The organism is Chryseobacterium sp. Marseille-Q3244, from assembly GCF_940807095.1.
Lineage (GTDB): Bacteria > Bacteroidota > Bacteroidia > Flavobacteriales > Weeksellaceae > Chryseobacterium.
Genome location: NZ_CALNWX010000001.1, coordinates 140,581 through 155,091, shown reverse-complemented (window position 1 = coordinate 155,091; position 14,511 = coordinate 140,581). Strand labels below are relative to the sequence as shown.

The 14,511-nt window shown below is 35.7% G+C and carries 11 protein-coding genes; 7 read left to right on the top strand and 4 right to left on the bottom strand.

The features are described from left to right. Positions 1 to 17 precede the first annotated feature (17 nt). Both hemC and hemA read right to left on the bottom strand, forming a co-directional pair. Positions 18 to 926, bottom strand: coding sequence for a hydroxymethylbilane synthase (gene hemC, locus NBX25_RS00660; protein WP_123909382.1), 909 nt, complete (start codon positions 924 to 926; stop codon positions 18 to 20). Beyond that, a complete protein-coding gene (gene hemA / locus NBX25_RS00655) occupies positions 913 to 2,187 on the bottom strand; it encodes a glutamyl-tRNA reductase (protein ID WP_123909381.1) in 1,275 nt (424 codons plus the stop codon). Before hemA ends, hemC begins: the two co-directional genes overlap by 14 nt. A gap of 327 nt (positions 2,188 to 2,514) precedes the next feature. Here hemA and NBX25_RS00650 point away from each other — a divergent pair, with 327 nt between their 5' ends. From NBX25_RS00650 to NBX25_RS00625, 6 genes are all read left to right on the top strand, one after another. Then, the gene (locus tag NBX25_RS00650) at positions 2,515 to 3,540 is read left to right on the top strand and encodes a rod shape-determining protein (protein WP_002982450.1); all 1,026 of its coding nucleotides are present in this window, start codon (positions 2,515 to 2,517) and stop codon (positions 3,538 to 3,540) included. 28 nt (positions 3,541 to 3,568) lie between these two features. Next, the gene (mreC, locus tag NBX25_RS00645; RefSeq protein ID WP_123858583.1) at positions 3,569 to 4,423 is read left to right on the top strand and encodes a rod shape-determining protein MreC; all 855 of its coding nucleotides are present in this window, start codon (positions 3,569 to 3,571) and stop codon (positions 4,421 to 4,423) included. Beyond that, positions 4,416 to 4,922: a rod shape-determining protein MreD gene (locus tag NBX25_RS00640; protein ID WP_115968295.1), complete on the top strand. Its 507-nt coding sequence runs from the start codon at positions 4,416 to 4,418 to the stop codon at positions 4,920 to 4,922. The genes mreC and NBX25_RS00640 overlap by 8 nt, the downstream gene beginning before the upstream one ends. Then, on the top strand, positions 4,919 to 6,964 hold the full coding sequence (locus NBX25_RS00635) for a peptidoglycan D,D-transpeptidase FtsI family protein (protein ID WP_250252322.1): 2,046 nt from the start codon (positions 4,919 to 4,921) through the stop codon (positions 6,962 to 6,964). Before NBX25_RS00640 ends, NBX25_RS00635 begins: the two co-directional genes overlap by 4 nt. Continuing rightward, on the top strand, positions 6,961 to 8,190 hold the full coding sequence (gene rodA / locus NBX25_RS00630; RefSeq protein ID WP_123909379.1) for a rod shape-determining protein RodA: 1,230 nt from the start codon (positions 6,961 to 6,963) through the stop codon (positions 8,188 to 8,190). The genes NBX25_RS00635 and rodA overlap by 4 nt, the downstream gene beginning before the upstream one ends. Before the next feature lie 81 nt (positions 8,191 to 8,271). Continuing rightward, a complete protein-coding gene (locus tag NBX25_RS00625; RefSeq protein WP_250252319.1) occupies positions 8,272 to 8,853 on the top strand; it encodes a pentapeptide repeat-containing protein in 582 nt (193 codons plus the stop codon). A gap of 175 nt (positions 8,854 to 9,028) precedes the next feature. Here NBX25_RS00625 and NBX25_RS00620 read toward each other — a convergent pair whose 3' ends face one another. After that, positions 9,029 to 9,739 (bottom strand): C40 family peptidase, encoded by a 711-nt coding sequence (locus tag NBX25_RS00620; RefSeq protein ID WP_089735083.1) that lies wholly within the window; start codon positions 9,737 to 9,739, stop codon positions 9,029 to 9,031. A 510-nt stretch (positions 9,740 to 10,249) separates the two neighbouring features. Next, on the bottom strand, positions 10,250 to 12,445 hold the full coding sequence (locus NBX25_RS00615; RefSeq protein ID WP_123909377.1) for a glutamine synthetase III family protein: 2,196 nt from the start codon (positions 12,443 to 12,445) through the stop codon (positions 10,250 to 10,252). A gap of 308 nt (positions 12,446 to 12,753) precedes the next feature. On the opposite strand from NBX25_RS00615, the gene NBX25_RS00610 reads away from it, so the two are divergent. Beyond that, the gene (locus NBX25_RS00610) at positions 12,754 to 14,445 is read left to right on the top strand and encodes a DUF6909 family protein (protein ID WP_250252317.1); all 1,692 of its coding nucleotides are present in this window, start codon (positions 12,754 to 12,756) and stop codon (positions 14,443 to 14,445) included. The last annotated feature ends 66 nt before the right edge of the window (positions 14,446 to 14,511 follow it).

Sequence of the window (14,511 nt, the reverse complement as noted above, 5' to 3'; positions counted from 1 at the left end):
AATTGAACTAAATAATCTTAGATCTGGCTTTTGATTTCTGCCATCAATTCTTTTCCTCCGTTTTCCAGGACTACCTTGGCGAACTTTTCTCCAAAATTTTCTTCCAGGTTATACTCGAAGTTCTCATCAATTGCAATACAGTTTTTACCATCAAGAGAGCAAAGTGCAGCTGTAAAGCGGATCTGATCCTCAATAATTTCTGCAAAAGCTCCGATAGGTGCTGTGCATCCTCCTTCCAGCGTACTTAGGAAGTTTCTTTCGATTTCTACACAGATCTGAGTAGGATTGTGGTTGATCTGCTTCAGGATTTCATTAATCTCCGGTTTATCGGAATGTCCTGCAACCGCAATAACGCCCTGGGATGGGGCAGAAATCATTACTGGAAGCATTTCATAATCAATTTCCATTTTCATTCTTTTGATTCCGGCCAAAGATAGAATGGTGGCATCAAAATCTCCATCTTCAAGTTTTTGAAGACGCGTCTGAATATTTCCACGGATATCAGAAAACTCAGTATTCGGGAAATGTCTTAACCAGAAAGCTCTTCTTCTCAAACTGCTTGTTGCAAGCTTCAGTTCATGAAGTTCTTTGTTTTTAGCCGATTCTTTTCTGATCAGAATGTCTTGTGGGAAATCTCTTTCCAAATAGGCAATCATCTCAATATTTTGAGGTAACAGGGTAGGGACATCTTTTAAAGAGTGAACCGCAATATCTATTTCATCATTCAATAGGGCAATATCAAGGTCTCTTGTGAAAACCCCGGTAATTCCTAATGAATATAAAGGTTGATTAAGGTTCTTATCGCCAGAAGAAACGATAGGAACAATCTCCGTTAAATAATTGTTGTTCTGAAGGTGCCTCGCAACCTCTCTAGCCTGCCAAAGTGCAAGTGCGGAACTTCTTGTTCCGATTCTAATGCTTTTCATTGAATTCGTTGTTTGGTTGTTCAACTAATATTTCGTGCATTAATTTACTAATTTCTTCGGCTTTTAAAGGATTATCGATGATATATTTTGCAAAACGGTTGGTGATCTTCTGGATCATTTTATCAGAAAGTTCCATGTCCGTGATGTCTATATATTTATTTTTCTTGTAAAAATTATGCATTTCATTGCGTTCCATGTTCTTTAAAACCGCTTTGAAATGGTGAATGTTTGGTGCTAGTTTTCTTTTTTTCTCCCACTCAATAAAGTCTTTCATCAGTTCCTTAATGATCTTTTCAGCTTTAGGGATTTCTTTTTCCCTTTGTTGAATGGTTTCCTGGATCTGTTTTGAAAGCTCATCCACATCAATTAACGTTACATTTTCATTTTCTGTAACATTCTTCTCAACGTTATGAGGAATGGAAAGGTCTATCACCAATGTTTCTTTTCCGTTCGGGAAATGTGATTGGTTGATAATCGGGTGCTTGGCTCCCGTAGCCACGATAAGAATATCGGTGTTTTTTAATTCCTTGTCAAAATCAGAATAATCAACGTGAGGAATATTATATTTCTGAGAAATCTTTTCAGCTTTCTCCTGAGTTCTGTTAGCGATTTTAATTTTCGGCTGATAAACATGTTTTACCAGATTCTCAACCGTGTTTTGTCCGATTTCACCCACTCCTAAAAGAAGAATATTCTTTTCAGTAATTTTCTTTTGACTGTTTAGGATATAATGAACGGCTGCATAAGATACAGAAGCAGCGCCATTGGAAATTCCGGTTTCGTTCTTTATCCTTTTGGAAATCTGAATAGCTGCATTAATGGCTCTTTCCAGATACGGATTAGAATTCTGTCTTTCCTTTTTAAAACGGCTGTATGCTTTTTTGATCTGACCGATAATCTCAAAATCTCCGATAATCTGGCTTTCAAGTCCGGCAGCAACTCTGAAAAGGTGTATTAAAGCCTCTTCTTTAGTTAAAATATTAGCAAACTGAAGAAAATCAGTAATGTTTACCCCAATGGTTTTGCAATATTCTTCTGCTACTAAAAGATAATTGGAAGAAGTGGTGTAGATCTCTGTCCTGTTACATGTGGAAACCACAAATGCATCCCCAAGATCTTCCTGATGGACGCGGGAAACAAAATTTTTGATGTTTTCATCAAAGAATGCAAATTTTCCTCTCGTTTCTACATCAGCCTTTTCGTAGCTTATAGAAAGCACGGCAAAATTCGATGTTCGATGGATGTTGGAATACTGTAACATAAGCAACGGCAAATTTACGCTTTTTTTAATTAATCATCCTCTGAAACTGTATATGATAATTATCGTAAAAAACTATAGCGTTAAGTTGAAAAAGGTCAAGAAAGGAGATCAGTTAATTTTTTCTATTTTCTTTGATCTTTTCCCGGTCTTTTTTAGCCTTTTGATGTTCCATTAATTTTGGTTGAAATCAAACTCTGTAATTATCTAAACAGAAAGTTAATAAAGAATTATAAATTTTAATAAAATTTTAACCAAATTATGTTGTGTTGAAATTTCTTTCGTAGTGTTAAATTTATATCTTTGTAAACTTAAAATCAGAAGAAAAATATGAGTTTATTTGATATGTTTACGCAAGAAATTGCGATAGACCTGGGAACAGCCAATACCCTTATCATCCATAATAATAAAATTGTTATAGATCAACCGTCAATTGTTGCAATTGAACGTTCTTCGGGTAAACCGATTGCTGTAGGTGAACAGGCGAAACATATGCAAGGTAAAACTCACGAAGATATCAAGACAATCCGTCCATTGAAAGATGGGGTGATCGCAGATTTCCACGCTTCTGAACATATGATTAAGGAATTTATTAAGAAAATTCCTGGAATCAAAGGTAAATTCATACAGCCTGCATTAAGAATTGTAATCTGTATTCCTTCTGGTATTACTGAAGTTGAAAAAAGAGCGGTAAGAGACTCTGCTCAGAAAGTAAACGCAAAAGAAGTACGATTGATCTACGAACCAATGGCAGCCGCTATAGGAGTTGGAATTGATGTACAGAAACCTGAAGGGAACATGATTATCGATATAGGTGGAGGGACTACGGAAATTGCTGTAGTAGCTTTAGGAGGTATCGTATGTGATAAATCTGTGAAAATTGCTGGAGATGTATTTACCAATGATATTGCATATTACTTAAGAACTCACCATAACCTTTACATTGGAGAAAGAACTGCTGAAAGAATTAAAATTGAAGTAGGTTCTGCAGTGGAAGATCTTGATGTAGACATCGAAGATATTCCGGTACAAGGTAGAGACCTTATTACAGGTAAACCAAAAGAAATTATGGTTGGGTATAAAGAAATTGCCCGTGCATTAGACAAATCGATCATCAGAATAGAGGATGCTGTAATGGAAACGCTTTCCCTTACGCCACCGGAATTGGCTGCTGATATTTATAAAACGGGTATTTATCTTGCCGGAGGTGGTGCATTGTTAAGAGGTCTTGCGGACAGAATTCACAAAAAAACAGGTCTTCCTGTATTTGTAGCTGAAGATCCGTTGAGAGCTGTAGTTCGTGGAACCGGTATTGCTCTTAAGAATATGGATAAATTCAATTTCTTAATTAAATAATTTTAACTTTTTACGACTGTATATCTGAATGGGATTTTTGCTGAGATTATTTTCGAAGAACACACTTTTTGTCTTCTTTATATTCCTGCAAATCATTGCTCTGGTTCTGATATTCTCTAGAAATGCCATGCAGAGATCCTGGATTGCAGGTCAAACGGCTGCGTTAAATTCATGGATTTCCGGGTATATCGATGAGGGAGTTTCTTATCTGAAGCTAAAACAGATCAATGAAGATCTTGTGGTTCAGAATAAAGCCCTTATGGCAGAATTGTATGGAAAAGATGGTACAAAGAACCCTGTTTTCAAAAGAGTACATGATACCATCGGAGGCGGTCAGATCTATACTTTTGTTGATGGTGAAATTGTTTTCAACAGCATCAACAGAAGAAATAACTATTTTACAATCAACCGTGGCCGAAGAGACGGAGTATTTCCTCAGATGGGAGTAATGGCACCTAGAGGTATCGCGGGGATTGTTATCAATTCTACAGACAGTTATGCATTGGTTCAATCTGTATTAAGTGTAAACAGGATCAGAATTAATGCCGCTCTGAAAAATTCCGGATACTTTGGAACGTTAACATGGAACGGAGATAACTCCAGGGTGATGCACCTTGCAGATATTCCGAAATATGTTGCTTTAAAAGTTGGAGATACCGTTGTTACAGACGGGAAATCTGCAATTTTTCCAAAAGGGGTAACCATCGGAACTATTGCCGGATATTCAGTAGATAATAAAACCGGTTTCTGGGATATCTCAGTAGAGCTGAGTGAAAAAATGGGTGCGTTGAATAAAGTGTATGTCGTGAAGAACCTGAAGAAAGCAGAAGTGCAGAAAATTCAGGACACGATGCAGGCTGTAATAAAAAAGGAAAATGATTAGCAGAACTTTATTTACGGACATATTAATCATGATATTTCTTGTTGCATTACAGATTTTTGTATTGAACAGGATTACTATTTTCGGGAAGTATACTCCGGTATTATATCCTGTGTTCGTCATGTTCTATCCTTTCTTCAGAAACAAATTTCAATTCCTTGCTTTAAGTTTTTTGATAGGGCTGTCTATTGATGGTTTCCTCTATTCTTGGGGGATTAATGCCTTTGCTACAACGCTGATAGCCTATTTCAGAACCTTGATATTCAGAACATCTACAGATACGTCTACAGACTTTTTCTCTTTTCAGTCCCTGCAATGGGCGCAGTTTTTGCTGTTTTTATTTTCAAGTATTTTCCTGCATCAGCTTTTAGTACAATATATAGAGTTCTTTAAGTTTAGCAGATTTTTTGAAATATTATTTAATGTGTTGGTGACAAGTGTAATTTCATTTATATTTATAGTGGTCTATGCATTAATATTTAAAATCAAACAAAAAGTTTGAACACACGTTATTTAAAAATTTTTTCCATCCTTGTTGTTATCGCCCTTATTTTTGTGGCGAGACTTGCGTATTTACAGTTGTTTACAGATCGTTATGCCCTGAATGCAGCCAATACTTCCATCAAAATTGAATATGTAATTCCTCAGCGTGGAGTTATTTTTGATCGAAACGGAAAGATCATGGTAGGAAACCAACCTGCTTATGAAATTTCCTTTACCCAAGGTTTAATGAAACCGGATTTTGATACATTAGGCTTTTGCAGTCTGATGAAGATCAGTAAAACGGATTTCATCAACAAGATCAATGTTATTAAGAAAGAAAAATATTATTCTAAGCTGACTCCTATGACCTTTCTAAAGGACCTCAGCAGGGAAGATATTGCGAGAGTACAGGAAATTATTTTTAAATATCCTGCATTTAATATCGTACAGAGACCTCAGCGTCAATATGAAGTTTCTACTTCAGGAAACCTTTTAGGGTATACCAGTGAAGTAAATGAAAGAGAAATTAAAAAAGATTCTATCTATTATTTACCGGGAGACTTTATTGGGAAAACAGGAGTTGAAAAGTCTTATGAAAAGGAACTTCGTGGAGTAAAAGGAATGAAGTACATCCAAAAAGATATCAGGCTCAGAAATATAGGTTCTTATAAAAACGGATCTTTGGATAAAGATGTAATTACAGGTAAAGATATTACTCTGACTATTGATTATGATCTTCAGAGAACCGCTGAAGAAATGCTTGTCAACAAACATGGGGCAATTGTAGCTATTGATCCTAATAATGGAGAAGTATTAGTGGCAGCAACAGGACCGGATATTGACCCGAACCTCTTCACCGGACCTTATAAATCCAAAAATTTATATGCTCTGTCAAAAGATACGCTTTATGAGAATAAACCTACTTTCGATCGTTCTTTGCAAGCAGGATATCCTCCAGGATCAACTTTCAAATTATTGACAGCCTTAGCAGCAATGCAAATGGGAGTAATGGATGAAAAAACGGTTTTCCCTTGTGGAGGTGGATTTTTCTATAAAGGTAAAAGAATTAAAGGGCATGGTGGAGCTGATCCGTTAATTCCTTCTATTCAGGTTTCCAGTAACTGCTTCTTTACTTATGCATTTATTGCAATTATTAAAAAGTATCCGGGAAATCCTTCAAAAGGTGTTGATGAGTGGAAAAAAATCATGAGCAGCTTTGGAGTAGGAGAATTTTTAAATAATGACTTTGCAGTGGGTGCAAAGGGTAGAATACCTTCCGGAGATTTTTACGAAAAAAGGTTTAAAGCCATCATGAAGGCAAGTGGTTCCAAGAGAACAGATTTCCAAAATTGGGATGAAATGTCAACCGGAGCTATCTATAATGGAATGGGGCAGGGAGATGTTTTGGTAACTCCTATTCAGCTGGCAAATTATGTAGCTGCTATTGCCAACAAAGGATGGTATTATACTCCTCATATCGTAAAAGCAATTGATGGAAAGGCTAATCCCGATCCAAGATTTAAGGTTAAGCACAAAACATTAGTTGATCCAAAGCATTTTGAACCTGTTTTAAAAGGTATGGAAGCCGTAGTTTTGAGAGGAACGGCAAGAGGATTGAAATCCAATGACTTTACACAATTAGCCAAAACAGGTACAGCACAGGTTCCACAAGGAAAAGATAATTCTATCTTTGTATTGATTGCTCCTGCAGATAAGCCAAAAATTGTTGTAGTTGCGGTAATGGAGCATGCTGGATTTGGAGCTACTTGGGCAGGTCCGGCTTGTACAGTGATTGCTGAAAAATATATTACCGGTGATTTGAAAAGAGAAAATCTGTATAAAAAAATGATTACCTCGAGTTTCATGCCGGAATACAAAAGGCAATGGATTGCAGATTTGAAGCGTAAAGGACTTTATAAAGACCCTAAACCGGATTCAATTAAACAAAAAAGAATAAAGGATAGCCTGGAACTTGTTAAACAACAAAAAGTCAAGCTCCAGAAAAAAATAGAAGAGGATAAGAAGAATACTAACGCTGCTAAAAAACCTGTTAAGCAATGAAATGGACAGAAGGAATAGATAAATTGGGTCTAGGACTGTATTTCATGCTTTGCATTTTTGCCATTGCTAATATTTACAGTGTTGACCAGAAATTAGGAGAAAAGCAATTGATCTTCTTCTGTATATCTTTAGTGGTAGGACTCGTTATATTTGTAGGAAGAAGTAAATTCTTCGAGAATATGGCAGGTATTATTTATATAGGCGGTGTTCTCTTACTGATAGGTCTTTTCCCTTTTGGAAAGGAAATTCTGGGACAAAAGAACTGGTATAAATTTGGAAGCCTTACGATGCAGCCTGTAGAGTTCGCAAAAATTGGTACAGCATTGATGCTGGCCAACTATGTTTCAGGACCTGATTTTAATCTTAAGAATAAAAAATCACTGCTTACGGCTTTAGGGATTATCGGTATTCCAGCGGTTGTGGTATTGGCTATTCCTGATGTGGGGTCTATGCTTGTATTTATTGCATTTTTTATTGCTTTATATAGAGAAGGATTAAGTGGCTTGCTATTTGGGGTGGGATTTGTTTTTGCTGCTGTTTTTTTAGTAGCTCTAGCGATTCCGCCAGTATATGTTGCTGTGGCTATTTTAATCATCGCCGGTATTCTGATCGCGATGAATTACCACAGAATGTCCTGGGATGTGATTTCTATATCAGGAATTTCTGGATCTATTCTTTTATTATGCGGATTGGCATTTGGTTCTCCTTATATTTTAGAAAAATTACCTAAACACCAGAGAGAAAGAATTGAGGTTCTTTATAAAGGTGAAAAAGCATTTAGAGATACTTCAGGATACAACTTATTATATTCCAAAACGGCGATCGGATCTGGAGGACTTTTAGGAAAAGGTTACCGTGAAGGATCAGTTACCCAGGGAAAATTCGTTCCAGAGCAGGAAACCGATTATATTTTCTGTACGGTAGGAGAAGAATGGGGTTTCTTAGGAAGTGCTATCCTTATTTTATGTTATATGGTCTATATCGGACGAATCTATTACCTTGCGGAACAACAGAAGTCTACCTTTAACCGAGTATTTGGGTATTGCTTTGCTTCGATTTTACTGATGCACTTTTCAATTAATTTAGGGATGGTTATGGGGCTTTTTCCAACGGTAGGGATTCCGCTTCCTTATTTCAGTTATGGTGGAAGCTCTTTGCTGGCCTTCTCCATGATGACTTTTATTTTCTTTAAACTTAATTATTCAGATAAAAATAGCTTAGTATAACTCTTTCCAAAGATTTAACTTAGTTTTAGTCTGCAACATTTGTGGATTCTATTTCTGTACCTATTAAATCATTACTTTTTTATGAAAGATGCTTATGTTTTAGATCAAAATTTTGAAAATACAGATTTCGTAGAGGTTCCATTGGAAAAAGGAGAGTATGAAAACTGTACTTTTAAGAATTGTAGTTTTGAATATGGAAACCTATCCGGTTTTAGTTTTACAGATTGTGATTTTATAGGGTGTAATTTAAGCATGGCAAAGCTTACCTCAACAGCTTTTCGGGATGTCTCTTTTAAAGAATGTAAGATGCTCGGTCTACAGTTTACTGATTGTAATGGCTTTGGGCTTTCTTTTAAATTTGATGGTTGTGCTCTTCATAGTTCTGTTTTCTATCAAACATCAATCAAGAAAACTATTTTCAAAGATTCTAAACTTATTGAGGTGGATTTTACAGAATGTGACTTATCTAGTTCGGTCTTTCATAACTGCGATTTGTCAGGTGCTGTTTTCGATACGACTAATCTTGAAAAGGCAGATTTAAGGACTTCTGTTAACTATTCGATTGATCCGGGTTTAAATAGGCTTAAAAAGGCTAAATTTTCGCTTTCAGAAGTATACGGACTGTTGTATAAGCTGGATATTGAAATAGACAGAAACAGCTAGGTTCTGAAGGCTGGTATAAACATTAATCATTAAATTCAATAGAAGTGGGCTTTAGCCCGCTTTTTATATAAAATATTTTCCTTTGGCTTTAGCCAAAACTTAATTTTAAGTAAGACAATAAAAAAGCCATCAGAATTTCTGATGGCTTCATTATTTAAATCAATTATTTATAAAATTAAAAATTTGCTGGTGTAGCTTGAGTAGTAGAAGCTAGGTTGTTGTAAGCTTCCCCTTCTGCATTGATTACTCTTTTTGCGAATCTGAACTTAGGTCCCCAGTAAGAGTCATTCAGTGAAGAAACCATTACTCCTTTAGATGTTGCCGCGTGGATAAATTTGATCTCACCTTCTTCAGTAACACTTTCTACAATCCCTACGTGAGAAATTCTTCTTCCATGAGAAAAGAAGATTAGGTCTCCTTTCTGTAATTCTCCTTTTTCAATTCTTTCACCTTCCTGAGCCTGAGAAGCCGCTACTCTTGGTAGAGTAAGACCTGCTGCAGCTCCGAAAACAGAAAGAACGAAAGCTGAACAATCAATACCTCTTCTTGTTGTTCCTCCATATCTGTAAGGAGTTCCAAGGTAAGTTTCAGCTTCTTCAAGGATACCGTCAATGGTTTTATTATGTTTGATTGCTTTTGCAATCTCAGAATTTTTAACAGCTTTTTTAGCATTTGCTATAGATGCAGCCTTTTCAGCAAGGAAAGAGTCGATCAATTTCTGCTTATCCTGCTCCATTTTTTTGTTATCAATAGAAGCTAGTTTGGCATCTGTTTTGTATTCTTTACTGTAAGTTGCTGGTTTTGAAACTACATAATTAGTAGCGCACGATTGCAATGATACTGTAGTAACTAGAGCAACTAAATAAAACAAAACTCTTTTCTTCATATATATTTGATTAACCGTGTTAAAATGGAATATTTATTTTCAAAAGCAATACAAAAGTAGAGATTCCGAGCAAAAGACCCCTGATATGATAATTGTCAGGATCTTATTTTAACACTATTTAACATATTATTTACATATGTTAAAGAAAAATAAACCGCAATTGCCTGTTTTTGGTAAGACTGCGGTTTTTTTTATTAAGATTCTTTAACAAAATCTATCGATTTTCTTCTATAAATCACGTTTTGGAATTTAAAACTCTAATTTTCCCGGCTGTTAAAAAAAAAAAATAAATTCTATATAAATGCTTTGTTAGAAGGCGTTTAAGGGATTTTTTGTTGGTGGTCTTACGTTATATATCGCTTTTCAGGATGAAAAAAGGATATGAGAAAATGTTTTGGTTAAAAGTAAAAAGTCTTAACACAGAAGGAATGGTTATACTAAGGAAATAGCTATCATAAAAAAAATTCCTCAGAAAACTGAGGAATTTAACTAATATGGAACTTTACAGAGTTATTTTGTGAACAACATCTCTCTGTATTTTGTCATCGGCCAAAGCTCATCGTCTACCATCATTTCCAGGTCATCAGAAGCTTCTCTGATTCCGTCAAATAATGGTTTTACTTTGTTACAGTATTCTTCTGCCTGCTTTTGGCTGTTTGATATGCCTTTTGCCGTCTCTCTGGCTTTAATAAGATCTTCAACACCCAGCTTGATTTTAGAAACATTTTCAGAAATGCTGGTGATCAGGCTCATCTGTTCTTTTGCCAATGGCTTAAATTCTTTATCTCCGAAAATATCCTTAAGACCTTTAACGTTCTCAATTAATCTGTTCTGATAATTTAAAGCTGAAGGAATGATATGGTTTCTTGCGATATCGCTTAATACTCTTGCTTCAATATCAATAACCGTAGAATATTTCTCTAATTTTATTTCGTTTCTTGCTTCAACCTCTCTGTGATTAAAGATTCCCATTTCCTCATAAAGATCCAGGAATTTTTTATCCATTTCCTGCTTAAGAGCTTCTGGAGTAGTTTTCAGATTGTTCAGTCCTCTTTTCTCAGCTTCTTTTGCCCAATCATCAGAATATCCGTCACCTTCAAACATAATGCTTTTACATTGCTTGATGTATTCTCTTAATACATTGAAAATAGCTTCGTCTTTCTTCAGTCCTGTTTCAATCAAAGCATCTACTTCTTTTTTGAAATCACCTAATTGTTTTGCAGCAATAGTGTTCATTACAGTCATCGATTCTGCACAGTTTGCAGAAGATCCTACTGCTCTGATCTCAAACTTATTTCCTGTAAAGGCAAATGGAGAAGTTCTGTTTCTATCTGTATTATCTAATAGGATTTCAGGAATTTTTCCAACTACATTTAATTTTAATTCTGTTTTTTCTTCAGGAGATAATTTTCCGTTGGTAACTTTTTCAAGTTCTTCTAAAACGCTGAATAGCTGACTTCCGATAAATACAGAGATAATTGCTGGTGGAGCTTCGTTAGCACCCAGTCTGTGGTCGTTACTCGCAGAAGCAATACTTGCTCTTAAAAGATCTGCATATTCATATACAGCCTTAATAGTATTCACGAAGAATGTTAAGAACTGTAAGTTTTTCTTAGGGTTTTTTCCTGGACTTAAAAGGTTTTCACCAGTATCAGTAGCTAAAGACCAGTTGTTGTGCTTTCCGCTTCCGTTTACTCCTGCGAATGGTTTTTCGTGGAATAAGATGTGGAAGTGGTGCTTGTGAGCTACTCTCGCCATGATGTCCATCAATAAAGAGTTGTGATCTACTGCAACATTTACTTCTTCAAACATTGGTGCCAGCTCAAATTGGTTTGGAGCCACCTCGTTGTGTCTTGTTGTAGCAGGAATTCCCAGTTTCATACACTCAATTTCCAACTCTTTCATAAAGTTCATTACCCTTGTAGGGATTGAACCGAAGTAGTGATCGTCTAATTGTTGTCCTTTTGCCGGAGAATGTCCTAATAATGTCTTACCTGTTAATACAAGATCCGGACGTGATTGGTATAACGCGGAATCAACCAGGAAGTATTCTTGCTCCCAACCTAAAGTAGGAGTTACCTTTGTTACGTTTTTATCAAAATACTGCATTACATTGGTTGCAGCTTCATCTACAGCATTTAAAGCTCTTAAAAGAGGTGCTTTATAATCTAAAGTTTCTCCAGTATAAGAGATGAAAATCGAAGGAATACATAATGTAGTTCCCATAATGAAAGCCGGAGAAGTAGGATCCCAAGCTGTATAACCTCTGGCTTCGAAAGTATTTCTGATTCCTCCATTCGGGAAAGAAGACGCATCCGGTTCCTGCTGAATCAATAAGTTTCCGCTGAATCTTTCGATCGCTCTACCGCCTTCGATAGGGGTGAAGAAAGAATCATGCTTCTCTGCAGTAGTCCCCGTTAAAGGCTGAAACCAGTGAGTATAGTGAGTTACTCCTTTGCTCATTGCCCAGTCTTTCATTGCTACAGCAACCTGATCTGCGATGTGTCTCTGGATTTTAGTCCCTTTTTTTACCGCATCCATAATAGACTGGAATGCTTCTTTTGTTAAATATTCTCTCATTGTTTCTTCTGAGAAAACATTTTGGCAGAATAGTTCTGACAATTTCCCGGGGATTTCGACAGTGTTGTCTTTTCTGAAATCCTTAAATGGTAGGGTTTCTAATGCTTTGAATCTTAAGGTTGACATATTTGGGTGAATTTTGATAGGGCAAATTTACAAAAAAAATGAAATTAAATTCATTTGACCCCTAAAATTTTTAGGGTCATTTTGAAATTTATATAAATTAAACGGTTGTTTGGTGGGTTTTAATTGGGGGGGTATTTGTTTTTGTATATGTTAAAATATAATATTGAAGGGTGTTTAGAAAGGGTGGTGGACTATAAATACATTTTACATGATACATTCTCCAATCCTATGCGAATTTAAGCCACTTATTAAAAGATAGTTAAAATAAAATGGGCAAAGATTTCGTATATTTGTGTGAAATTTATTTTATGACAAATTCTAGAGCAAGAGAAACAACAGAGGCTATTGAAAGATTATATATCTCTATGAGACATTTATTCTATAGAGGATTTTTCAAGCCAGGGGGTGTTTCAGGAGAAAGTATCAGAAGTTTGTTGAAAACCATCAATCCAGAAATTTATGGAACCATGAATATTCCAAGCAAATTGGAGTTGGACGGTTTGATGTATGTTTTAGACAGGCTTCCGGAAGGGATTGAGGAGTGTGCTTTTATTCATCTTACATCTGATGAAGGGTTTGATAAAGGAAGTTTCGAACCTATTGTTCCAAAGAAAAGAAGAAGAAACTGTTATAGAATAGACGAACACCAGATGAATATTGAGGTTCTTTTGGGCCGTTCCGAAATTTATGACATTCTTACCCACCTTACATTCTTATTTATAGAAGCTGATAAAATCCGTAACCTGGCTTTCATTCAGGATGAAAACTGGAAACCAACACGTGCCTTCAAAATTATTGAAGAAGTAGTGAAAGGAGAAAAGAAATTCAGCAGAAAAGAAAAAGAAGTGGCATTGATTCACCTTTCTTCTTTAATAGGAAGATCTTTTGATGAAACATTAAGAGCTTACAATACTTTTGGAGATGATAATAATCCTGACCGTTTATTTAAAATCATCTATAACTTAGGAAAAGTAAGTCTTGAAGACGCAAAAGGATCCAGAGAAAGAGAAATTCATTTTAGTGCTATATTAAAGGAAAGAGTAGGGCATCACTATTTTGGTGAGAAATGGGCTAATAAAGTGAAGGAGGTATTATTTGAAAATAATCTTCATACACGCCCATTACATATCATTTCAGCGAATATGCACTCAGTGAAAAATATGCTGTATGCGAATGAAGCTCTTAAAAAGAAGCATCAAAACGAGGTTGACTATAAACTGTATGAAGAAATTTCCAACAAGAAAGAACTTCGTGATAAGGTATTGAAGTATGCATTAGATGAAGGAATGATCCATATTGCAGATAAAAGCGGAAGTAATATTGATGTACAGATTATTGATCTTAGTAAGATGAATCTGAAGAATACTCCGTTTGCTGACTGTAAGTTTGGAGGAGACGATGTGGTAATGGTATTTGACTATGCTTTCGGAGAACAGGCTTTTGAGGTAATGGATGAATTATTAAAGCCTTATGAACATAAAGGAGAAGTGTACATGATGCATGTGAAATCTGTTTCTATTATGGGAAAAGCGGGAATTCTTACCGGAGAGAAAGGAGATATTATGATTCCGACTTCTCACATTTTTGAAGGAACCGCAGATAATTATCCTTTTGAAAATGCATTGAAGCTTGATGATTTTAAAGACGATGAACTGAAGGCTTTTGAAGGACCGATGATTACCGTTTTAGGAACCTCTCTTCAGAATAAAGATATTCTTTCATACTTTATGAATACTTCATGGAGAGCAATTGGTCTTGAAATGGAAGGTGCTCACTATCAGAAAGCGATTCAGGTTGCTTCTAAAATCAGACATCATATTTCACCGGATCTGTTCGTTTGCTATGCTTATTATGCTTCGGATAATCCTTTAGAGACGGGAAGTACTTTATCTTCAGGTGGTTTAGGTCTTACAGGAGTAAAACCAACCTATCTGATCACTTTAAGAATCCTTGAAAAGATACTAAGAAGCGGAAAGAAAGAAGTTTCTGCTAAGAAATAATTGTAATTTCTAATGATAATATAAACCTCAGCTGTTTTTACAGTTGAGGTTTTTTTGTTTTAAAGA